Annotated in this window: 23 protein-coding genes and 2 pseudogenes; 11 read left to right on the top strand and 14 right to left on the bottom strand. The window is 38.5% G+C overall.

Annotated features, from left to right (window positions below; translation table 11 throughout):
• The first annotated feature begins 308 nt into the window (after positions 1–308).
• Complete coding sequence (locus ACFILW_RS02565; protein ID WP_375685105.1) at positions 309–2,033, top strand: hypothetical protein; 1,725 nt, start codon at positions 309–311, stop codon at positions 2,031–2,033.
• Between the two features lie 131 nt (positions 2,034–2,164).
• Here the strand turns inward: ACFILW_RS02565 and ACFILW_RS02560 are convergent, their stop codons facing one another.
• The 13 genes and pseudogenes from ACFILW_RS02560 to ACFILW_RS02500 all read right to left on the bottom strand — a co-directional run bounded on the left by ACFILW_RS02560 (position 2,165) and on the right by ACFILW_RS02500 (position 11,048).
• Positions 2,165–2,458, bottom strand: coding sequence for a hypothetical protein (locus tag ACFILW_RS02560; RefSeq protein WP_375685103.1), 294 nt, complete (start codon positions 2,456–2,458; stop codon positions 2,165–2,167).
• A 23-nt stretch (positions 2,459–2,481) separates the two neighbouring features.
• A complete protein-coding gene (locus ACFILW_RS02555; protein WP_375685101.1) occupies positions 2,482–2,799 on the bottom strand; it encodes an inositol monophosphatase family protein in 318 nt (105 codons plus the stop codon).
• A 103-nt stretch (positions 2,800–2,902) separates the two neighbouring features.
• Positions 2,903–3,694, bottom strand: coding sequence for an inositol monophosphatase family protein (locus ACFILW_RS02550; protein WP_375685100.1), 792 nt, complete (start codon positions 3,692–3,694; stop codon positions 2,903–2,905).
• A gap of 11 nt (positions 3,695–3,705) precedes the next feature.
• Positions 3,706–4,281 carry an elongation factor P gene (efp, locus tag ACFILW_RS02545; protein WP_015856958.1) on the bottom strand — a complete coding sequence of 192 codons (576 nt, stop codon included), beginning with the start codon at positions 4,279–4,281 and terminating at the stop codon, positions 3,706–3,708.
• Positions 4,282–4,711: 430 nt separating this feature from the next.
• Positions 4,712–5,103: pseudogene (locus ACFILW_RS02540) on the bottom strand (helix-turn-helix domain-containing protein).
• A 4-nt stretch (positions 5,104–5,107) separates the two neighbouring features.
• Positions 5,108–5,245, bottom strand: coding sequence for a hypothetical protein (locus ACFILW_RS02535; RefSeq protein ID WP_375645911.1), 138 nt, complete (start codon positions 5,243–5,245; stop codon positions 5,108–5,110).
• A 197-nt stretch (positions 5,246–5,442) separates the two neighbouring features.
• Positions 5,443–5,841 carry a hypothetical protein gene (locus tag ACFILW_RS02530; protein WP_375645910.1) on the bottom strand — a complete coding sequence of 133 codons (399 nt, stop codon included), beginning with the start codon at positions 5,839–5,841 and terminating at the stop codon, positions 5,443–5,445.
• 118 nt (positions 5,842–5,959) lie between these two features.
• Positions 5,960–6,085 carry a hypothetical protein gene (locus ACFILW_RS02525; protein WP_375622591.1) on the bottom strand — a complete coding sequence of 42 codons (126 nt, stop codon included), beginning with the start codon at positions 6,083–6,085 and terminating at the stop codon, positions 5,960–5,962.
• Between the two features lie 384 nt (positions 6,086–6,469).
• Positions 6,470–6,838, bottom strand: a complete 369-nt coding sequence (locus tag ACFILW_RS02520) for a helix-turn-helix domain-containing protein (protein ID WP_375645909.1) — start codon at positions 6,836–6,838, stop codon at positions 6,470–6,472.
• 165 nt (positions 6,839–7,003) lie between these two features.
• Complete coding sequence (locus tag ACFILW_RS02515; protein ID WP_375611748.1) at positions 7,004–8,047, bottom strand: tetratricopeptide repeat protein; 1,044 nt, start codon at positions 8,045–8,047, stop codon at positions 7,004–7,006.
• A 364-nt stretch (positions 8,048–8,411) separates the two neighbouring features.
• Positions 8,412–8,777: a helix-turn-helix domain-containing protein gene (locus tag ACFILW_RS02510; protein WP_375677835.1), complete on the bottom strand. Its 366-nt coding sequence runs from the start codon at positions 8,775–8,777 to the stop codon at positions 8,412–8,414.
• Between the two features lie 559 nt (positions 8,778–9,336).
• A complete protein-coding gene (locus ACFILW_RS02505) occupies positions 9,337–10,074 on the bottom strand; it encodes a TIR domain-containing protein (protein ID WP_375685098.1) in 738 nt (245 codons plus the stop codon).
• 311 nt (positions 10,075–10,385) lie between these two features.
• Positions 10,386–11,048, bottom strand: coding sequence for a thiamine phosphate synthase (locus tag ACFILW_RS02500; RefSeq protein WP_375613203.1), 663 nt, complete (start codon positions 11,046–11,048; stop codon positions 10,386–10,388).
• A gap of 365 nt (positions 11,049–11,413) precedes the next feature.
• On the opposite strand from ACFILW_RS02500, the gene ACFILW_RS02495 reads away from it, so the two are divergent.
• The 3 genes from ACFILW_RS02495 to ACFILW_RS02485 all read left to right on the top strand — a co-directional run bounded on the left by ACFILW_RS02495 (position 11,414) and on the right by ACFILW_RS02485 (position 13,441).
• Entirely contained in the window at positions 11,414–12,556 is a 1,143-nt protein-coding gene (locus ACFILW_RS02495) for an OpgC family protein (RefSeq protein ID WP_375685096.1), read from the top strand.
• Positions 12,557–12,736: 180 nt separating this feature from the next.
• Positions 12,737–13,255 (top strand): DUF1465 family protein, encoded by a 519-nt coding sequence (locus tag ACFILW_RS02490; RefSeq protein ID WP_375685094.1) that lies wholly within the window; start codon positions 12,737–12,739, stop codon positions 13,253–13,255.
• 30 nt (positions 13,256–13,285) lie between these two features.
• Positions 13,286–13,441 (top strand): hypothetical protein, encoded by a 156-nt coding sequence (locus ACFILW_RS02485; RefSeq protein WP_375659689.1) that lies wholly within the window; start codon positions 13,286–13,288, stop codon positions 13,439–13,441.
• A gap of 512 nt (positions 13,442–13,953) precedes the next feature.
• Here the strand turns inward: ACFILW_RS02485 and ACFILW_RS02480 are convergent.
• Positions 13,954–14,079, bottom strand: a complete 126-nt coding sequence (locus ACFILW_RS02480) for a hypothetical protein (protein WP_375685092.1) — start codon at positions 14,077–14,079, stop codon at positions 13,954–13,956.
• A gap of 790 nt (positions 14,080–14,869) precedes the next feature.
• Here ACFILW_RS02480 and ruvC point away from each other — a divergent pair.
• From ruvC to ACFILW_RS02445, 7 genes and pseudogenes are all read left to right on the top strand, one after another.
• Positions 14,870–15,385: a crossover junction endodeoxyribonuclease RuvC gene (ruvC, locus tag ACFILW_RS02475; protein ID WP_375685090.1), complete on the top strand. Its 516-nt coding sequence runs from the start codon at positions 14,870–14,872 to the stop codon at positions 15,383–15,385.
• A gap of 13 nt (positions 15,386–15,398) precedes the next feature.
• A complete protein-coding gene (gene ruvA / locus ACFILW_RS02470) occupies positions 15,399–16,013 on the top strand; it encodes a Holliday junction branch migration protein RuvA (RefSeq protein ID WP_375685088.1) in 615 nt (204 codons plus the stop codon).
• A gap of 13 nt (positions 16,014–16,026) precedes the next feature.
• Positions 16,027–17,121, top strand: coding sequence for a Holliday junction branch migration DNA helicase RuvB (ruvB, locus tag ACFILW_RS02465; protein WP_375613207.1), 1,095 nt, complete (start codon positions 16,027–16,029; stop codon positions 17,119–17,121).
• A gap of 222 nt (positions 17,122–17,343) precedes the next feature.
• Positions 17,344–17,784, top strand: coding sequence for a tol-pal system-associated acyl-CoA thioesterase (gene ybgC, locus ACFILW_RS02460; RefSeq protein ID WP_375685086.1), 441 nt, complete (start codon positions 17,344–17,346; stop codon positions 17,782–17,784).
• A 1,718-nt stretch (positions 17,785–19,502) separates the two neighbouring features.
• On the top strand, positions 19,503–20,216 hold the full coding sequence (gene tolQ, locus ACFILW_RS02455) for a protein TolQ (protein ID WP_375640353.1): 714 nt from the start codon (positions 19,503–19,505) through the stop codon (positions 20,214–20,216).
• 14 nt (positions 20,217–20,230) lie between these two features.
• Positions 20,231–20,683: a protein TolR gene (tolR, locus tag ACFILW_RS02450; protein ID WP_375627998.1), complete on the top strand. Its 453-nt coding sequence runs from the start codon at positions 20,231–20,233 to the stop codon at positions 20,681–20,683.
• Positions 20,684–20,790: 107 nt separating this feature from the next.
• Positions 20,791–21,360: pseudogene (locus ACFILW_RS02445) on the top strand (cell envelope biogenesis protein TolA); the annotation flags it as partial.

Below are 21,360 nucleotides of genomic sequence, written 5' to 3'. Positions count from 1 at the left end.
AATATCTATATTTTGTGTATTGTTTTTATTAAAATATAATATGTAGTGATTTTCAAATAAGATGTACACATAATGATACAATATCGAGGGATCGATAAAAGAGCTGCGTTAAATATTGGTGGGAATAAAAGAGAGCAAGAATGGAAGAAGACATAAAATTGGCAATAGCTTTCATAATAGCTATAATTAAGGTCATTTGGAAATGGGGGAAAAAATGTGGGAGTGTAAGATGCGGCGTTATGATTTTCTGCATCATATGGATGGGGAAGTCGTGGTATTCGGGATACTCAGTGGATTTTTTGTTCGGTTTGGCAATGATAGTGTGTTGTGGGGGAAGCTTAATGCTTGCATTGGCAATTTATCAGAACAAGCATTTAACTAAACAACTTGAGCAAAAAGAGCAAGAGTGCGCTGGATATCAAGATATTATTGCTCAAGGGGAACAGAAATGTCTTCAATTGACTGAACAACTTGAGAAAAAAAAGCAAGAGTGCGTTGGATATCAAGATATTATTGCACAATGGGAACAGAAGTGTCTTCAATTGACTGACCAACTTGAGCGAAAAGAGCAAGAATGCGCTGGACATAAAGATATTATTGCACAATGGGAACAGAAGTGTCTTCAATTGACTGACCAACTTGAGCGAAAAGAGCAAGAATGCGCTGGACATCAAGATATTATTGCACAAGGGGAACAGAAGTGTCTTCAATTGACTGACCAACTTGAGCAAAAAGAGCAAGATTGCGCTGGACATAAAGATATTATTGCACAAGGGGAACAGAAGTGTCTTCAATTGACTGACCAACTTGAGCGAAAAGAGCAAGAATGCGTTGGATATCAAGATATTATTGCACAAGGGGAACAGAAGTGTCTTCAATTGACTGACCAACTTGAGCGAAAAGAGCAAGAGTGCGCTGGATATCAAGATATTATTGCACAAGGGGAACAAAGGCTTGTTAAAAAAACTCAAAAAGTATCGCAGGAATGGTTGAAACAATGGGATGAGGGAGTAAGGCTATGGGAAAGAGACGTACTGGGGATAAAAAATCCTAGGGAAGATATGAAAGTCGGTGGAGATCGGCTTCCATTTGTAAAGGATATTTGTGTTCGAGGGGAGCACGAAGTGCGTTTATTGTACAAGCAAGCACTTGGAAAAAAACTTACTTATGAACATTACAAAAAAATATGTAGTCTCTTGGATACCTCGTATTTTAGGAAATTTTTTATAAAAGCAGTGCGATTAATGAGAAAGAATGGAATAACTCTGCAAAAGTTTGTAGATCCTCTTACGAAAAAAAAACGGAGTCAACCTACGATGTTATTACTTCATTGGTGGTTATATGTTCTTGATGATATGATTACAGCTGAATGCAAACAGCACCAAAAGGAAAACTTTACAGGGGAGGATGAAAAGAAAAAATTTACAGATACTTTGTGGGACCACATATCTATAAGTATAGAACACAAAGAGATAGAGAAAATGCTAAAGCTTTCGGAATCTTGGTCTGGTGAGTGTACTTTATTATTATATTGTAAAAAGAATGTGTTGTTGTTGTTGTGTGATATTTCCAGTGATTATAAGGAGGCAAGAGAAACTTTCATTTACTATAAGAAGCTTATTAAAACAGTGAAAAAAGGCTATGTTGCCTTTGATAATGGTTGCCATTCTGTCACAGTTAGAGATGTAATCAATACTTGTAAAGAGAATGACACAAATAGAGCAAAAAATCTTTCCATTGTTGAAGGGAATCCAACATTTGAAGAAGCTTACAAATTAGGCGTTAAAGAGTGGATGAAATCATCAAATGAGAAATGCGATAACCGATTGATCTTTTGGGAGAAGCTTGTTGAGGAAAAAAAGTTAAAAGAAAAATTAAAAATTATCTTCGGTAATGAGAAGGTAAAGGCGCTGAAAGAGGTTGTTGAAAAAGATAAAGACCAACTTGCAAGTGAAATGCAGAAAGCAGTTTTGGAAAACAAAGATTTTTGTTACTATAAATCTCGAGAGTATTTCATAGACTATCTGAGATAATGGTTAAATGAAGGGGGGAATGGCTGTATAAATCAATGGATTTGCTAAAATTTCTGTTGTCATGTAGAGGTGAAAACTATGAGAGGCATATGTGATAGCCCTTAGCAGAGAGGGGATATTTTAAATTATAGTCAATCTTTTTTGCTGTGTAGGCGGTGATTTCTTAAGAGAAGTAGGGGAGGATGTTGGCTTCTGATGTCGTTGTTGCTTCTTGGGGCGTTTTGTTGTGATGATATTTTTTTTTTGCGAAATATATCGCTGCTGCCTTCTTTATCAGTGACAAAAACACCGGCTTCGCGAAGCATCAGTATGCTGGTAGTTTTATCAAAAATGTGCAGGTTATCTTCCCAAAAACCATCGGTTTTTTCTGCGGCGACATAAGCTAAATTCGAGAGCAGCAGCACCAAAACGGCGAAGTTTGGCAACTTCCATCATTATATTGCGTAATTCAATAAGATAGGTTCCATGATTTGGACGACCAAAATGAGGCATTTCCCGTGGCAATGACACAATCTTCTAGTCTATGCTGTGCAGAAACGCGACAGCGTCGGTCATTGAAAAAAGCACCACACCCGCGTTCTGCGGTAAAGAGTTCATCATTCACGGGATTGTAAATGACACCACCAACAACTTTCCCTTGGCTTTCTAAGGCAATGGAAACAGCAAAAAAGGAATGCCATGGAGAAAATTTGTGGTGCCATCTCAAAGGGTCAATAATAAAACGGTGTTGTGAATCTTCTCCAATGATTTCTTCAGACTCTTCCATCAGAAAACCAAAACTTGGGGCGCGCTTTGCTTAATTCATTGAAAATAATTTTTTCCGCTTTGCGATCTGCTTGGCTGAGGTCATCTGCTGGATTTTTTTAGGCTTAAATGCCTTTTTTGAGAACTCTTTCTAATTTTAGGCGAATGTGTTCGTTGCCGGCAATGATATTTTTTTTGCGGAATATATCGCTACCACCTTCTTTATCGGTGACAAAACCTCCGGCTTCACGAACCATCAGTATTCCAGCAGCCATATCCCAAATTTGTAGATTGTCTTCCCAAAAGCCATCGGTTCGGCCAGAAGCAACATAAGCTAAATCAAGAGAAGCAGCACCAAAACGGCGCAGTCCAGCAACTTCCATCATCACATTACGCAATTCAATAAGATAGGCTCCATGATCTGGGCGACCAAAATGAGGCATGCCTGTGGCAATGACACAATCTTCTAGTCTGCGCCGTGCAGAAACGCGACAGCGGCGGTCATTGAAAAAAGCACCACACCCACGTTCTGCGGTGAAGAGTTCATCACTCACGGGATTGTAAATGACACCAGCAACGATTTTTCCTTGGCTTTCTAAGGCAATGGAAACAGCAAAAAAAGGAATGCCATGGAGAAAATTTGTAGTACCATCTAAAGGATCAACAATAAAACGGTGTTGTGAATCTTCTCCAATGATTTCTTCAGACTCTTCCATCAGAAAACCAAATTTGGGGCGCGCTTTGCTTAATTCATTGAAAATAATTTTTTCCGCTTTGCGATCTGCTTGGCTGACATAATCTGCTGGTCCTTTTAAAGACACTTGCAAATTTTGCACTTCACCGTAATCACGCACCAACGAGCGTCCTGCTTTCATTGCAGCTTGCACCATGACATTCATGACTGCAGAATGGGCCATTTTTTATTCCTTTATTTATCTTTTTCATTTGCACGACGCAAATAAATCAACTCATTGGTGTCTACAATGATACGTTCACCAGCATTCATAAAGGGGGGAACAAGAATACGAATTCCGTTTTCAAGAATGGCGGGTTTATAAGAGGAGGTAACCGTTTGTCCTTTGATGGCAGGATCGGCTTCCGCAATCGTGACAGCAACTTGATCAGGAAGTGAGATGCCAATAGGCTTTTCTTGATAAAGTTCAACTGTGACAGTCATCCCATCTTGGAGAAACGCAGCACGTTCACCAACAAAATCCTTTTGAAGTTCAAGTTGTTCATAAGATTCTGAATCCATAAAGACCAAAGCATCCCCTTGTTGATAAAGAAATGTGAAATCCTTTTGTTCAAGGCGCACGCGTTCAACTGTCTCAGCAGCGCGAAATCGCTCATTAAGTTTTGTACCATCAATCAAATTTTTCATTTCAACTTGGTTAAATGCACCACCTTTTCCTGGTTTTACAGCGTTGCATTTAACAGCAACCCATAAGCTTCCTTGATGTTCGATCACATTACCAGGGCGAATTTCATTGCCATTAATTTTCATCGTTTCTATCCAATTCTATTCTTGCAAAAAGAACTCTCTTGTTGTCTTTATGGCGCTTTTCTTTGCTGCCTTTAACGGTCAAGCTCTTTTGTTATTTTCGGGCTAAAATCCCTTTGATTAACCTTGCGGCTCTCTCATGGTCCTGTGTGCTCTTTATGGGCTTTCTCCTGCTTTTTGCAAAGAGAAAAGCTTAAGTAAAAAAGGACCTTTATGTATTTTTGCTTTTCAGCTCTTTGCAAGACCATAAAAAGCGCTCAGACGCAAGCTTTTTAAAAATTTGCACAAAAATTTTTTAGAATTTTTGGGGAAATTTATCCCGTTGTGTCGTAAAATATCATCATTGATGGCAATGATATAATTGATGGTAATGATATAAGTTCCATAAAACCATGAGGTGTTTTTAATTAAGAATATGTGAATACGGAGTTTATTATAGTGTCTCATGTGATAGAGCGTGGTGTGTTGTCACAGGGTGTTCGTTTGTATTCTCATCAGAGATCAGCTGTAAAAAGGCTTTTTTATCGAGGTTAGAACTCTAAATCTTTTGAGCAGCAGGTATTTTTCTGTACTTGATGCGATTTCATCATGAGAGTACGGGGGCAGTTGTTTTGTTAAGATATCAGCATAGAAAAAGGAAAGTAGAACATTTGAGATATCGGCCATTTCTTTTAAACGCCCTACGCTGAAACAATTTAAGCCGTTTTCATATTTCTGGATTTGTTGGAAAGTAACACCTAAATGTTGACCTAATGTTTTTTGAGACATCTTCAACATTTTTCGTCTCAAACGAATTTTTTTGCCAATGAATTTGCCACTGAAAATGTCGTTATAAGGATTTTACCAAGACCCTAGAAAATGCTACACGGGATATAGAAAACTGTTCAGCTGCTTCAATCACAGATAGTCCAAGTTTTGCATTTACATCTTCGCGTAACAATTCACTAGGGTGTGGGGCATTTTTCATTATTTTTAGTATTCTTCTTTTCTTAAATCTCAAAGCTATAATTTACACTATTTTGTATTGTCACAATCTATAATAAAATTTATCCACTCTGGCTAAAAATGAGGTTTTTTATTGAGGTGCAAATCTCTTTGCCTTTCGCAAGAGCTTTTAAGTCTTTACGTGTAAAATATAGAGAATGTTTACATTAAATAGCGGGTTCATTTGGGCTGAGTACTTATATGAGCACGTGGTTCTCCGTTCACATTATACTGAAGAAGAGACACTATAACTCTACTATTTAATTGTATTCTATAACTCAAATTCACACCCATGTTTTGCTGCTTTTGAGGTTGATCTGTATAGATCACATTATATCCATTCCGTCGCAACAGATTGATAAATAAAGGAGTAAAGCTGTCTGCTGTATTATTTTTCTTTATAAGAAGTGTGGTTGTAGCTGGTGGTAGAGATCTCTTGATATCGCTAATAAATTTGTTAGCGACTAATTGTGCCTGACGCTTTGTAAGACTTTGATCAACATAATTTGATGAATAACTGCCTACAGATGCGCAACCTGCCACCAACACAACCGGTGACAGCAATAAATATTTTAACATCTTTAATTCCCCTTACTTATTGTTGCTCTTTATTTGCGAAGCTCCTCTTCCAGAAATAAGAGCAACTTTACTTATAGCCATTAACAACATATCGGTATCTAATCAATAGGTTAATTAATCAATGAATAATGGTTTCAGCTGTAAAGGCTGCTTGAAGTGCTTCTGGTGGCGTATATTTTAATAAACTGCTGCTTTTAGTGATATGATAAAAAAGCAATTTTTTGCGTTTGCATGTTAAGAGCATGTCCTCTATCACTATTATAAAATGATGTGTTAAGTGTTATTCCAGATTGATCAAAAAAATTTTCAAGCATTGCTTTTTGAGGGCTATCTTTTTTAAAATACGTATGAATGCTTATTCTGTTTTTTTAAATACTGTCGTTTGAGGTGTGGTGCTATAAGACATAAAACTTTGCACATGTGATGTTTTTATGAGAGTGTGTGGTGAATATTTGAGGGGGAGCTTGTCCGGATAATCTTGTGAAATGAACCACATAAAATGGGAAGCTAAAAGAGTTCTGTTCTGAGAAGACGGATTGTTTCCCAACCGGATAGGGAAGGGGCTTCTGTCCTTTGAGGGGTGGGAGGCAAGTCAAGAATAGAGAGTGTAGCGCCCTATATTATGATGTTAAAAGCTTTCATTTTGATCAGAGATGAGCTGTAAAATGGCTCTTTGTTTTATCGAGGTTAGAACTCTAAATCTTTTGAGCAGCAGGTATTCTTCTGTACTTGATGCGATTTCATCATGAGGGTATGGGGGCTGTTGTTTTGCTGAGGTGTCCGCATAGAAAAAGACAAGTGGAACATTTAAGATATCGGCAATTTCTTTTAAACGCCCTGCGCTGACACGATTTAAGCCGTTTTCATATTTCTGGATTTGTTGGAAAGTAACACCTAAATGTTGACCTAATGTTTTTTGAGACATTTTTAGCATTTTTCGTCTCAAACGAATTTTTTTGCCAATGAAAATGTCGTTATCAAGATTTTTGGCTCGCATTTTAAAGCCCCCGCCGGTTGCGAGCGCCCTCGCGTTGGTATTCCGGGAGTCTAAAAACACTGAACTCAAATCAGCATTTTGCTTTTAGTGCTTAAAGCACCTGGACAGAGCAAAATCTCCCGGAATTTCTATAAATTTTATCTTTTTGATGCAGAGAGGAGTATTTTAAAAAACAGGAAGGAGCTTTATTGCTTCTTTGTGCGCTTTTTCTAGTTGTGCCTTATCCATGCCTTGGAGCATTATTTCAAGATCAGGAGCTTGCATTTTTGCCTCCTTTGCGAGCATATACCATGCCGCTGCCATTATTATATCGCCTTTTGTTCCTGTGCCATCTCGATAAAGCCTTGCAAGGGAAATCTGTGCTGGTGCTACCATGTTGATCGCATTTCTTTGAAGTAAATGAAAAGCACGCTGAAAATCTGTTTCTCCTCCACGCCCCTGTACAAGCCATTGTGCTAAATGAAGTTGAGCTTTTAAGTGGTTGTTTTGAGCCGCTACCTCCATGAGCTTGCGGGCATTGCGATCATCTTTTGGTCGCTTTAACGTGCCTAAGGAAAGAATTTTTGCAGCAGAAAAAGCCGCTTCAGCATCCCCAAGAGCAGCACCTTTTAAGTACCATTTTAAGGCTTGCTCTATTGCTTCATTTTCACGACTTTGGGAAGAAACACCAGGGAGAGCTTGTTTTTCCTGTGAGGCCTTATAAAGAAGCAGTTGTCCATAATAAAAATAGGCTTCCTTGACGCCTGCTTTGACAGCTTTTTGAATGAATTGCGCACCAAGTTCTTGATTTTGTTTTATAAAGTTACCATCAAACAACATAAGTCCATAGCGTAGTTGTGCTTGGGGCTCCCCCTGTTTTGCAGCGCGTTCAAACCATAAAGCAGCACGCGCACCGTCAATAGGAACAGCGCATCCTTCCATATAAATTCGGGCAAGAAGAGTTTGTGCAAAAGGATCATTTTTTTCAGCACGTCGGAGTGCTTCACGAAAAGCTTTTAAATAATAACCTTGGATGTAATAGTCATAGGCTTGGTCATAGTCTCCAGCTTTTAAGGGCTGAAAGGGTTCTTGAGTGTTTGAAGCTTCTTGAATCGTATTGAAAGAGCTTTCAGAATTTGAGATTTCTTCAGTGTTTCCCGCTGAACTTACAGCAGAACTTGCAAGCCCAATCACGCCTAAGATAAGCAGCTTCACGCTTCTCTTGATCATGGTGTTTTCTCCTCATTACCGATCAGAATTTTCACATTTTTTTTTCATCATTACAAGCCGTATAAGAATCTCATTTCTATATTACTTTTTATCTCTCAGTTTTTCGTCTTGGTTCAAGGTAGGGTTGGGTAAGTTAAAAAAGTAGCATAAATGTCGACGAGAGACAGACTGTTTAAAACAGTTCTGTTAAAAATAATACAGTCCTGTTAAAAATAATAATGATGAGGGGTTATCGTATGTAAAGATGCTTATCTTCTATTATATCAATGGCTTATCCCCCTAAAATGAAAAAATGCTTACAATGGAGGTTGCTTTTTAAAATACGTATGAATGCTTATGAATAGCGCACGCTATCCGTGTGATGTTAGCTTGCATTCTCATCAGAGATCAGCTGTAAAAAGGCTTTCTTTTTTACCGTTGTTAGAACTCTAAATCTTTTGAGCAGCAGGTATTCCTCTGTGTTTGATGCGATTTCATCATGGTGGTATGGGGGCTGTTGTTTTGTAATGATATCGGCGTAAAAAAAGGCAATGGGAACATTCAAGATATCAGAAATTTCCATTAAACGCCCTGCGCTGACACGATTTAAGCCTTTTTCATATTTCTGGATTTGTTGGAAACTTACGCCTAAAGCGTGCCCTAAAGTTGTTTGAGACATTTTTAGCATTTTTCGTCTCAAACGAATTTTTTTGCCAATAAAAAGATCAATATTAAGATTTTGAGATTGCATTTTTCCCCGCCGGTTGCGAGCGCCCTCGCATGAGTATTCCGGGAGCTTGAAAATACTGAGTTCTAGTCAGCCTTTTTGCTTTTAGTGCTTAAAGCACCTGGACATAGCAAAAACTCCCGGAATTCCGGGATACCCACAAAGTGGGTTCATCTTTACGCTAGAACTTAGGGTTTTCAAGGCCCCTTTTGGTCGTTGCGTATGCGACCAAAACATCTTTTAATTCATAAAGTAATTTCAGGAAATTTACAATAAAAATAGTTTTTTACTTACAAAATTTGTTTTTTTATGAGAGGCTATCCGCTTCTTAAATCTCTCTGGAATGATTGTCAAAATCATGACATCAGCCCCGCGTTTATTAAAGAGACTAAAATGATCTTCTACGGTAGTGAATTTACACGCGGTATCTTCATTAAAATTTGCACAATCGCTTGCTGTTTGAGGAAGGGTGGGGGATGATCGTTTCTCTGTGCTATAGGATGTGTGTGTCTGTGGAATGTGGTGGGGTGGCATGTGGTTTTGGGTGTGCGCTTTAAAAAATAAACATAAGCATTATTCAAATTTAACGTGATGCATGAATTGTATCTGTATTAAAAGAGAAATCAGCTTCTTGTAAGCGCATAATAAGTTTGGAAAATGTTTCGTTTACGTGTTCTTTAAAAGAAAGGTAGTAAACTCCACCAACATCTGAAAGCATTTCAATGCCTTCTTTTTGTAGAATAGCAATCCTCTCAAGAGGAAGTGTGGCAGCTAACATGCCCATTTCGAAAATAACGTTTTGTCGTGCACGGGGTTGAATTTTTTCTGCACCTTGAGATATAGCATAACCCATGTCATCATGCGTGAGGAGTACAATACCAAAACTTATAGAACTGTCACAAATTTCTTTTTTCAAAGTTTGAATGATGGGTAAACCATTACCACTCGTGTTTTGTAAGATGTATGGTTTGAGACCAAGCTTGAGAAGAATAAGTTCAAGTTGCTCTAGAGCAATATGGTCATGGCCATGAACGATAAAGATTTTTTTATTTGAAGGATTGGAGGCAGTTTTTGAGGAAGGAATCGTTGATGTTTCTTCTAGATGCTTTGCTAAATCTTCTATTAACTTTTGTTTTATGTTTTCTTTGCCTTGAACGTTGATTGTTCCTGTGCTTTCATACCAATTAATAACGCCTCCTTCGGAGGTTTTGATCTGATATCCTTTAGAAGAATTAAGTGATAGAAACTTAGTTTCTATGATTTTATATCCAGCTGTTTTAACTATATCTTTAAGGTCTTCGAAGGTGCCGCTATATTTCACTGTTTATATTCTTTCAATATCGCTGGTTATTAATATAAAATGTTGATTTATTTTTATAACTATTTGAATTTAAATAGCTTTATGATTTCATTTTCTTATACAATGCACAAAAAGAGACGGTCACCTTCCATTCAATTGATTGAAACGTGGGAAAACTTGACTAAATGATGGGAAATTTTACTGCGTGATGAAGCGATCTGATTGAATTGTGAATGAACGAAACGAATTTTTCTCCTATTTGTATATGCCGTTATGTGCCCTATGTAAGAAGCACGAAAGTTAACGCTTTATTTATAAATTCTCCTCCTATATTACAAGGGGGTTTTCTCACATTTTTCTTGCATTGTTTTAAGCAGTATTAAGGGGTTGTCGTTCCCCAAAATGACTTCTTCTACAGCAATGAATTCACATCCAGTCTTTAAGACTTCATCAAAGGTTGAAAAATCGCTTCCTGCTTGGATAATGGCGGGGGTTTGCATAATTTCTGCCCACCATGTTGCTAACTGGAGATTGCGGGGGTGCGCTTGGGGTTTTTTATCAGCACCGAGTTTTCCAAAGAACAGGTAATCAACACCTGTTTCCGCTGCAAGCATAGCACTATGGCGATTGCGTAAATTGCCAAAGCCTATAATTTTTTGTTCCTTTTGCTGATTTTTGAAGCTTTCAAGAGCGTTAAGATCATTTTCTATGTGCAATCCATCAGCCTTTATGCGCCCAGCAATGCGGCTGTCATCAGCAATGAGAAGGGCTGCGTCATGATGTTGAATATCTTCTGCGTAAGTTTGCGCTTGTTGTTGTAAAAAAGAGCTATCATCTTTCAATTTTTCAGAATCATAGAGGATGACGCATGCAAAAGACTTTGTTTGTAAAATTTGCTGCAAAAATGTGTGTGGGGTGTTGCGCCGAACATCAAGTGTTAAAATCAACTGAGGGAAAAGAGGTGGATCAATTGGTTTATTTTTTTGTTGTGTCATGTCAAATCCCTGTTTCTTAGAAAAAATAACGCTTAAAAATTAAAGTTTCATTCTATTATGCTTATTTGCAATGAAAGTGACCACCATTTTCACGTAATTTAAAGGATTTGTGGGTGTGTGGAAGCCTGTTTATGAGAAATGAGAGTGTTTTTAAGCATAATATGTTACCTTTTCGCTGTGATACACGTATGGACGCTTTTCGTTCTTTTGCCTTTAAAAAACTTTTGCTTTTAAAAAAATAAACGCTTAAAATGAAACTTGACTCTTAAAAATTAAAATTTCATCCTGTTCATGCTTGTTGGCAATAAGGGTAAGCACCATTTTTATGGGACTTCAAGGGGGGTGCAACGTGTGGGAGTCCACTGATGAAGTACCAAGGTATTCTTGAGCATAATACTCAACCTTCTCATCGTGATACACGCATTGACGTTTTTCGTTCTTTGGCCTTATTGACGATTTTCATCAACCATATTCCCAGAACGATCTATGAGTCTTTTACTCATAGAAATTTCGGTTTTTCTGATTGTGCAGAAGTGTTTGTTTTGCTTTCAGGGATTGCTCTTGGGTTAAGCTTTCATGGACGGTTACAGCAAAAATCCTTTGCTTTTATTATCCGAAAACTTTGGTACAGAGCTCTGCAGCTCTATGGTGCATATCTTTTTACTACTTTTGTCACGTTAAGTCTTTTTTTTGCTGCCTTTTTATTATGGCGAACAGAAAAACTTTTATCGATGAACAATGTGGGACTCTTTTTTAAAGAGCCTGGTATCGCATTTTTGAGTACCTTAAGCTTTGGGCATCAATTGGGATATAATAATATTCTTCCTCTTTATATCGTTTTGATGTTTTTTGCGCCTTTTATCCTTTATTTGAGTTGTAAGCAGACAAAATGGCTGCTTTTGGGCTCCTTTACACTGTATCTTATCTGCGGATTTTACAAAATTGCTCCTCCTTCTTATCCTTTAAAGGGAAAGTGGTTTTTAAATCCTTTGTCTTGGCAATTCTTATTTGTCATAGGATTGACCAGTACTTTAGCGCTTAAACAAGGAAAAAAAATCGCTTTTCAGTCTTTTTGGATTGTTTGTGCGGCAGCGTATCTCTTGTTGGCGCTGTTATGGGTTCGCTTAAATTGGTGGGGCATTTTGGGGTGGCTTGGCTGGTCTTCCCCATTGTTGAACTTTAATAAAACCTTTTTAAGCTTGCCACGTTTACTCCATGTTCTTGCATTAGCCTTTCTCATTCTTTCTTTGCCGCGCATCAATAAATGGTTTTATGTCTCTCAGAAACATCCTTTAGCAATTTTAGGAAAACATAGTTTACTGGTCTTTGTAACGGGAACCATTTTTGCGATGTTTGGACAAATTATAAAAACAGTGATGACAGAAACGTTTTTTTCCGATACCCTCTTAATAATAACGGGTATTGCTTTGCAATTTGGAGTCGCTTATTATTGTGAAAAACGGCAATCTTGGCAGTGGTCCTTTTCAAGGAAAATGATCCGTTTATAAAAAACATTCCTATAGTGTTTATTGGGCACGTTAACCTTAGTATAAAAAGTGCGTTGCGCAAAAAAATTAAAAGAGGTAGCAGTTTTAAAAAAAAGCGTTCTACACAGCAACAAAAGAAACTTTTTAATACTCTGTTCGTTGAAGAGTGTGATTTTGTGCTGATACTTGGAGTATAAAAGCGTGAGTGTACATAAACGTCCATATGATGAACCTATTATCATGATTGAGCATAATGCTTTTGAAAATGCTTTCAATCGTCTCTATGAAGAAACAATGGCGCTGATTGAAAAAACCGCAGCGTATATTGACTCAGAAGGGAAATTAGTGGCACGTTCCCTTTCGACAGAGGTTTCTGCAGTTTATGCAAAAGAGGCTATGTATTTAAGTACACGACTTATGCAAATCGCTTCTCAACTCCTTCTTCTTCGCGCAGAGCGTGAAGGGGAAATGTCATCAGAACAAATAAAAAAAGAAATTGTAAAAGTGTCACTTCATACACCGACATTGGAACTTGAAACCCCGCATTGGCATGAATTGCCAGAAATTTTTCGCCAATTTGTTTCTCATTCATTGCGTTTAGAAGCGCGGATAACCTATATGCGTGCTGGGTGGGAAACTGCGGCCTCCTGTGCTCTAGAAGATGATAATCCAGTGGGAAAACAAATCGAATTGCTCAAAACAGCCTTTGGGCGTTCTTAGAGGTACTCCCTTGCTTTGTGCGAAGGGGAAATGTCATCAGAACAAATAAAAAAAGAAATTGTAAAAGTGTCACTTCATACACCGACATTGGAACTTGAAACCCCTCATTGGCATGAATTGCCAGAAGTTTTTCGCCAATTTGTTTCTCATTCATTGCGTTTAGAAGCATGCATTTTTTTCATTTAGAGATGCTGCTGTAGTTTAAGCGTTCTGGTAAATAAGGGGCGGCTGTAGTTTAAGCGATGATAATCCAGTGGGAAAACAAATCGAATTACTGAAAACAGCTTTTGGGGGTGTTTTGAGAAGAATAGCGCCTTGCTTCTTTCTTACGATATTTAGAGCAGTATACCCATTTTTTTTTACAACCGAAATTTCACAATTAAAACTAATCTAGAGTGCTTTTTTCTGCCTAATTTCTATTTGGCGTAGAAATATCTTGAGCTTATAGCTTAGAGGGGGTGTATAAGTATTGATTTCGAATATGGCATGGGATGGAGTATGGTTGGTCTTATGGAAATCGACTTTGGTTGATTGCAGCTGGAATACTTTCTGTTGATCTATCGTGTGATTTTGTTTTGGTTATGATAATGATCTGGCTCTAAGATAGAGTAGGGGCTTGTACATCAATTTATTTATGCTCTATAATTTATGCCTATAAGGCTGCTGTAAAGTGTGTGTTATGAGGATGATACACATTGTTACAGTTTTTGGGCTTCTTTTGTTTTGAATGGAAGGTATTTTCCTTCGCGTAAAATAAAATATCCAAAATAAAGTGCCATATAGTGCCATATAATGAATGTCCCATGGGTTCCCTGTGCCCCCATGCAATGTTCCTCTCTATGCAATGTCATTGTGGTGTGATGGGTATATTCAAAAACACCTCTCAGTTCTTATTCACATCCGTTGAGCCTCTCTCATCTTTACGCTTGCAAAGGCAAAAGCCGGCACGATCATCATCTTTGCCAGTTCCCAATGTTGCGGTAGCCTTTGGAACTTGAGACAATTCATTAGAGGCATTTTTAGTCCTTTCTTGTACAGTTTCACTCTATACGGCAATCCCACGTTTCATATGTAAGAGAATGGTTTTGATTGCTTCAATATAAACAGATTTGTAATGAGAAAATCTTAGGATATTCGGGATTCTTATGCAACATACAAAATAATTAATTATCATTATAAATCAACGTGTTGTCTTGTTATGGTAGCGTCATGCTATAATGTAAAAAGTTTTCGTAAAGTGTGTACCATCCATTGCATAGCCTCTTTACACATTATGAATGTGCAATCCAGCACTGATCTATTTGCTCGCTTGCGATGTTTAACCGTTATGGCATTGGAAATGATATAGAAAGGGAATATTTATGCTTTAGAGGGTGCTTGATCGGGTGCTTGATCGGGTGCTTGCTTGTGATGTGTGAATGGTTTTGATTGATTTCAGTTACGCTTCATAAAGTATGCTTCATAAAGATGCTGTTCGTTGCGTGTTATAATTGTATAAATTTGGGGGGATGATTATCTTTTTACTGGTTTTGTCTTGTACTGCTGTTTTCTTTGTGGTCTTGTCTTTATTCACATCTTTATTCACAGGGGGGAAAAGTGTATAGACTGTAGTTTATGGCAGAGACGATTCGTATTATAGGCATTGATCCCGGATTACGGCGTACAGGGTGGGGCGTTATCGATGTTGTGGGTAATCGTCTTCAGTTTATTGCAGCAGGGACGGTTTCTTCTGATGTAAAGTGTGAGCTGGCTTCCAGACTATGTCAGATCCACAAAGGTCTTTCAGAGGTTGTGCATCAATTTATGCCTCATGAAGCTGCTGTAGAACATGTGTTTGTCAACAAAGATGCTACAGCAACTTTAAAACTTGGGCAAGCGCGTGCAATTGCACTGCTGGTTCCTGCGCAAGCCAATCTTCCTGTTTTTGAATATGCGCCCAACAAAGTGAAAAAATCGGTTATTGGGGTTGGACATGGGGCTAAAGAACAAATCCATATGATGGTCAAAGTTCTCCTCCCACGGGCTGAATTTGATAGCAGTGATGCGGCTGATGCTCTTGCTCTTGCTCTTTGTCATAGTATGCACCGTAACAGTATTAACCGATCTTATCAGGCAAGGATAGCGATATGATTGGGGGGGCAACATGATTGGCAAATTAAAGGGCACCCTTGAACATATCTTTGATGATCATATCCTTCTTGATGTGCACGGTGTGGGGTATGTTGTTTTTGTGTCAAATCGGCTGCGTCCTTCTTTGCCCTCTGTTGGGGAGGCGTTAAGCCTTTTTATTGAAACGCATGTTCGGGAAGACGCAATTCGCCTTTTTGGTTTTGCGACAAGAGCGGAACAGGAGTGGTTTTGTCTTCTACAAAATGTTCCTGGAGTAGGGGCAAAGGTTGCTTTGGCAATCTTGGGTACTTTATCGCCAGATGAACTTGCACAGGCTATTGCTTTAAACGATATTGCAATGATTAGTCGAGCGCCGGGCGTTGGTAAAAAAGTCAGTGAAAGAATTGTGGGTGAGTTGAAAAGTAAAACACTCCCCTTTGAACAAGCGCTCAAGACTGTTTCGGTTTCTCAGCGTGAGATGACCAATCAACCTGCGCATGATGCGCTTTCCGCGTTGATGAAGCTAGGGTTTGAACGGGAGCATGCATCCCGTGCTCTTGCTCTTGCGATGAACGCTCTTGAGGGCGAAACTGTTTCTTCTGCCCTGCTGATCCGGCATAGTCTCAAATTGCTTTCTTCTCCTACTTAAAATCAAGGTAACAATGCATAAAGATGAAGATAAACGCCTTCTGGGTTCCGCCCCCCTTCCTAACGATCCAGATCGTTCCTTAAGACCACAAGTTCTCGATGACTTTATTGGTCAAGAAGCGGCACGGGCTAATTTAAAAATATTTATTGAAGCAGCAAAAACGCGGCAAGAAGCGCTGGATCATGTTTTGTTTGTAGGACCACCGGGGCTGGGAAAAACAACGCTTTCACAGATTATGGCAAAAGAATTAGGCGTTAATTTTCGCTCTACTTCAGGGCCGGTCATCGCTAAAGCAGGAGATTTAGCCGCTCTCTTGACCAATCTTGAAGAACGTGATGTCTTGTTTATTGATGAAATTCATCGCTTAAATCCGGCGATTGAGGAAATTCTTTATCCAGCCATGGAAGATTATCAACTTGATTTGATCATTGGGGAGGGGCCGGCCGCACGCTCGGTGAAAATTGATCTGGCTAAATTTACTTTGGTAGCGGCAACCACACGTTTGGGGCTTTTGACCACACCGCTGAGAGACCGTTTTGGCATTCCAATTCGTCTCAATTTTTATACGATAGAAGAATTGGAATATATTGTGCAGCGTAATGCGCGGCTTTTTGCCGTCAAGATCAGTGATGATGGTGCCCATGAAATTGCACGCCGAGCACGGGGGACCCCTCGTATTGCTGGGCGGCTTTTACGGCGCGTTTGTGATTTTGCTTTGGTTAAACAAGCAAAACAAATTGACCAAAAAATTGCCGATGAAGCGCTTTCGCGCCTTGAGGTTGATCATCTTGGGCTTGATCCGCTTGACCGCCGCTACTTGCTCCTGATTGCGGAAACTTTTTTAGGGGGACCGGTGGGGATTGAAACAATTGCTGCTGCTTTATCAGAACCACGCGATGCCATTGAAGATATTGTTGAACCGTATTTGCTCCAACAAGGTTTTATTCAAAGAACCGCTCGTGGACGCATTCTAACTGAAAAGGCTTGGAGCCATTTAGGGCTTTCTGCTCCAGCCTCTACAACGTCTATACAAAGGCGTTCTCAACTTTCTGATGCTCAAGACAATTCATCACTTCAGACGTCTTTATGGGATGGGGAAGATGACTAAGGCATCTCTTTATTAAAGAAACTATTTGAACCTTTTATAGCAAGGTCATAAAATACAAGAGATGTGCTGCCTTTAACATATTCTGGTCGAAAAGGTTTGTCCCTGGTGAGGGGTTGTGCTTTTGCTTTTCACAACTTCAACACAAAAATGTGTTCAATCTTTTGATTGATAAACAATTTGCTATATTAGCTATATTAGATGATTTTATGGGATATGAAGTCGATGACAGAAATAACACCTTTTAAGAGCAATCATACAAACGCTTTTCATAATTTTCAGGTCCGCGTTTATGTTGCGGATACAGATTTTTCCGGTGTGGTTTATCATGCGCGTTATCTTGAGTTTTTTGAACGAGGACGTTCAGAGTTTTTACGGGATACCGGTTTTAATAATAAGATGTTAGCAGCAGGGGGTGAGGGGGAAAAACTATTTTTTGTTGTTCGTCATATGGAAATTAATTTTTCAAGACCAGCTAAAATTGATCATCTTTTAGTTGTTAAAACACGTATTACTCATATCCAAGGGGCCCGCTTTTTTATGGAGCAATCTATTTTGCATGAGGCGATTACGTTGGTAACAGCCAAAGTTGAAATTGCTCTGATTAATGAGGAGGCAAAACCGCGACGTTTACCCAAAGAGCTTTTTGCAAAAATACTTGGTTAAAAGTATTATTCATTGAACCAGCAGTTTTAGGAGAGATCAGCAGATATAAAGTAATCTATAATCTAAGACTATACATTTATTATAGCCTAAATGTTTTCCAATAAGGTTATATGATACAGCAAAAGAAAGCACCTCTGCTACAATAACTACAATAAATTGAAGATGATATCCCACAAAATTAAACACGCTTCATCCATGTTATGATTCAAAATCAATGTCATATCATCCATTTTCTGCTATAAGCTCAAGATATTTTTCTTTCTTTTGAAGAAAGGTTTGTTGGCATCAGAAAACAGCGAAAAGTACAAAATATAAAAAGAAATAAAAATGTATATACCCAGCAACATATTGCAATAAAGTGATAATAAGCTATTAGGTCGAAAATTGTCTCAAAACACCCAAAGGGTGTTTTTAAGCAATTTGATTTGTTTCTTTACTGGATTATCATTTGGCATCATAAGAGCGCGTGTTTCATCCATTTCTATCCATCATGCATGACTTTATGTGCTATAATGCGCGATTTATGTGCGCTTCTAAGCGTAGTGAATGAGTGAGAGATCAATGTATATAAAGCAGAAATGTATTCTTGATTTAAAGTTTCAAAAGCATATTAGTCTATATAATATATTGACTGAGAAAGATAAATTATCACTTCTCACGGGCACAAACCCCAATAGAGGAATAGAATAAAATACTTTCATTTCAAATCTGTTCATGTTGAAACAATTAAAATCATTTGCTTATACATCATAAGAGAGCAATATAAATCATTGAAAAAAATTGAAAAAATGTTCCTTATGGATCATTCTCAATGCAATAATGATCAAATATCGCAAGTGAGAAAGAGAGCGAAGAAGCCGGTTTTCATGAAGTAAAGATATGAAAAGGCTTTTTTCATGTAACAGAAGCTTGTACGTTATACCATAGTGCCAGAGAGATGATAGGCATTGAAAAAGGCAAATTCACAACACAATGAGATTACATGAGACTTACACTAGATTATATAGGACTTATAGGGGGCCTGGGTGAGGTGCATTGTTGTGAGGCGTTTTAGGGTGGTTTAGTGTCGTTTTTTGCCCGATGATGTACCCCGTAGTAATTCGATAGAAAATGAGAGAAACAATAGCCTGAGGCAAAGCGTCATCTTTTATGATGATAACATATTTATTTACAATGATAATTTACGGCGTTGTCACTTTCAGATAATTCTGAAACTTGTAAAATTTTTTCTTTTCAAGCTCTATTGCCGCGAATTAATCAAAAACATTTTCTTACATGTCACAAGTGGGGTTGGTGAGTGGATACAAAAATACTTAAGAAAGGAATAAAATACCTCTTACGAATCTTTTCAAGTGCTAAGACTTATCACTGTATTTTAAGCTGGAAATGCGTATGATGATTTAGCGTTCTTTTCATGAGCGTAAAGATGGTGGTGCATAATAGATTTAATATCATGCATTTTTATATCTTTTATTTTTATAGTATTTATGGAGAAGTTCTTATCGTTATATTTTTCATAAATGCTGTTGTGAAATGAGGAGGGGCCTGCATTGAGGGATGTCTCTCGTCATCACTTTTTAAGGAAATTTAAGAAACAAGTCTTGTTTTAGCGCATGGATTTATGTGAGACTAGAGTTTTTACTTAAATTTAGAAACTATAAAATAATCTGTTTTATAAAATTTAAAAAATGCATCTTTCATTTAGAGGGACAAAAATTATGCCGCATTTAGAACTAACGAATCCGGAAACAATTGGAATGTTGCATTTGTTTATGCAAGCGAGTTGGATCGTGAAAGGTGTTATGATTGGGTTGCTGCTCGCTTCCATCTGGAGTTGGGCAATTATTTTTGATAAAATTTTTACGTATCGGAGAATACGGCGTGAAATAAAGCAGTTTGAACGCACATTTTGGTCTGGCAAAGCGCTAGAAGATCTTTATGCATCATGCAAAAGTCAACGTACCAATAGTATATCCGCAGTTTTTATAGCAGCAATGGTTGAATGGAAAAAATCTCTTGAAAAAGGGACCCATACATCGAAAAGTTTGCAGAGCAGAATTGATAAGGCTATGGATTTGACGCTGGGACGTGAAAGTGAAAAAATAGAATCAAAATTAAGTTTTCTTGCGACACTGGGATCTGCGGGACCTTTTATCGGACTTTTTGGAACAGTTATTGGTATTATGGAGTCTTTCCTTTCTATTTCAGCTTCTCAAAATACGTCACTTGCCATTGTCGCGCCAGGGATTGCAGAAGCGCTTTTGGCAACCGCTATTGGTTTGTTTGCAGCAATTCCAGCCGTTATTGCTTATAACAAGTTGACTCATGAAAGTGCGCGCATCATTGCACAAATAGAAAATTTTGCCGATGAATTTTCAACAATTGTATCGCGGCGTATTGATGAAACACGCACAGCACCTTCCTCTTTATAAAAAGGATCTTATCCATGGGCGTTTCTGTTGCTTCTTCTTCTCGCAAAAATACACGTAGGCGGCATCATTCACGAAGCCAACTGATGAGTGAGATCAATGTCACTCCTTTTGTGGATGTCATGCTGGTCTTGTTGATTATTTTTATGGTCTCTGCCCCTCTTTTAGTAAATGGTGTTCCTTTAGATTTGCCTCGTAGTCAAGCGGGTCCCGTACGAGCTCAAAAAACACCCCTTACGGTTTCACTTGACGCGCAAGGGCGCTTTGCCATTAATCAAGATTATTATGAAACGTCACAGGCCCTGATTGCACACCTGAAAACTCTTCTGGAAGCAGATGCTACACAAAAAGATCAACGAGTTTTTGTGCGGGTTGCTAAAACTGTTGAATATCAGCAAGTATTAAAACTGCTGGCGGATATTCAAAAAGCGGGGTTTTCTCAAGTTGCGTTAGCAAGTCTAGCACAATAAATAATAAGTAATAAAATTTCGCATAACTGATTGTTTTTAAGATGTTTTTTAAATAGCATAGAGTGATTAAAAATGAAAAAATGTAAGGCATAAATAAGGCGTAAAGAATGAACAAAGACTCCTATCATAGCATGAAACGAGGCTTGGCTTTATCCCTTGTGGTCCATGTCATTTTTCTCAGTTGGGGAGCCATTCAGTTTACAAGCTCTGTCTCTTTACCACAACCATTGGAAGCAATTCCTATTACTCTTGCTCCTTTGGTGGACGAGTTTTCTTCTCAACAAGGAGCCGTGAAGGCTCCTATCCGTGCAATCCCTGCCGTTAAACCAACTATGCAACCACAAGAGAAAGAAGATGCACACCATATTGGAGAGGGACAAATAGATAGTCTTGCACCGTTTCAACCAAAGGAAAAGCTGCTCCCCGTTGAGACAACACCGCCGCCACCAAGTGAAAATACGCCGGATACATCTGCACCAGAACTTACAAAACCAGAATTATTAGAAGCAAAAACAGAGGATGCGCCCAAGGTTGCGCCTGAGATGCCTTTGGAGACACTGGAGGATGCGCCCAAGGTTGCGCCTGAGACGCCTTTGGAAGCACTGGAGGATGCGCCCAAGGTTGCGCCTGAGACGCCTTTGGAAGCACTGGAGGATGCGCCCAAGGTTGCGCCTGAG

This window comes from Bartonella sp. TT110JLCBS, assembly GCF_042193405.1.
In the GTDB taxonomy this organism is placed as follows: domain Bacteria; phylum Pseudomonadota; class Alphaproteobacteria; order Rhizobiales; family Rhizobiaceae; genus Bartonella.
Note: the sequence above shows the minus strand (reverse complement) of the source record. Positions and strands in the feature narration are given on the sequence as shown.

What these genes read in the sequence shown, in the direction of transcription:
- ACFILW_RS02555 (WP_375685101.1), bottom strand. Translation starts at nt 2,799, where the DNA reads ATGGAAGAGTCTGAAGAAATCATTGGAGAAGATTCACAACACCGTTTT.
- ACFILW_RS02550 (WP_375685100.1), bottom strand. Translation starts at nt 3,694, where the DNA reads ATGGCCCATTCTGCAGTCATGAATGTCATGGTGCAAGCTGCAATGAAA.
- efp (WP_015856958.1), bottom strand. Translation starts at nt 4,281, where the DNA reads ATGAAAATTAATGGCAATGAAATTCGCCCTGGTAATGTGATCGAACAT.
- ACFILW_RS02535 (WP_375645911.1), bottom strand. Translation starts at nt 5,245, where the DNA reads ATGAAAAATGCCCCACACCCTAGTGAATTGTTACGCGAAGATGTAAAT.
- ACFILW_RS02530 (WP_375645910.1), bottom strand. Translation starts at nt 5,841, where the DNA reads ATGTTAAAATATTTATTGCTGTCACCGGTTGTGTTGGTGGCAGGTTGC.
- ACFILW_RS02525 (WP_375622591.1), bottom strand. Translation starts at nt 6,085, where the DNA reads ATGCTCTTAACATGCAAACGCAAAAAATTGCTTTTTTATCATATCACT.
- ACFILW_RS02520 (WP_375645909.1), bottom strand. Translation starts at nt 6,838, where the DNA reads ATGCGAGCCAAAAATCTTGATAACGACATTTTCATTGGCAAAAAAATT.
- ACFILW_RS02515 (WP_375611748.1), bottom strand. Translation starts at nt 8,047, where the DNA reads ATGATCAAGAGAAGCGTGAAGCTGCTTATCTTAGGCGTGATTGGGCTT.
- ACFILW_RS02510 (WP_375677835.1), bottom strand. Translation starts at nt 8,777, where the DNA reads ATGCAATCTCAAAATCTTAATATTGATCTTTTTATTGGCAAAAAAATT.
- ACFILW_RS02500 (WP_375613203.1), bottom strand. Translation starts at nt 11,048, where the DNA reads ATGACACAACAAAAAAATAAACCAATTGATCCACCTCTTTTCCCTCAG.
- ACFILW_RS02495 (WP_375685096.1), top strand. Translation starts at nt 11,414, where the DNA reads ATGAAGTACCAAGGTATTCTTGAGCATAATACTCAACCTTCTCATCGT.
- ACFILW_RS02485 (WP_375659689.1), top strand. Translation starts at nt 13,286, where the DNA reads ATGTCATCAGAACAAATAAAAAAAGAAATTGTAAAAGTGTCACTTCAT.
- ACFILW_RS02480 (WP_375685092.1), bottom strand. Translation starts at nt 14,079, where the DNA reads ATGGGGGCACAGGGAACCCATGGGACATTCATTATATGGCACTATATG.
- ruvC (WP_375685090.1), top strand. Translation starts at nt 14,870, where the DNA reads ATGGCAGAGACGATTCGTATTATAGGCATTGATCCCGGATTACGGCGT.
- ruvA (WP_375685088.1), top strand. Translation starts at nt 15,399, where the DNA reads ATGATTGGCAAATTAAAGGGCACCCTTGAACATATCTTTGATGATCAT.
- ruvB (WP_375613207.1), top strand. Translation starts at nt 16,027, where the DNA reads ATGCATAAAGATGAAGATAAACGCCTTCTGGGTTCCGCCCCCCTTCCT.
- ybgC (WP_375685086.1), top strand. Translation starts at nt 17,344, where the DNA reads ATGACAGAAATAACACCTTTTAAGAGCAATCATACAAACGCTTTTCAT.
- tolQ (WP_375640353.1), top strand. Translation starts at nt 19,503, where the DNA reads ATGCCGCATTTAGAACTAACGAATCCGGAAACAATTGGAATGTTGCAT.
- tolR (WP_375627998.1), top strand. Translation starts at nt 20,231, where the DNA reads ATGGGCGTTTCTGTTGCTTCTTCTTCTCGCAAAAATACACGTAGGCGG.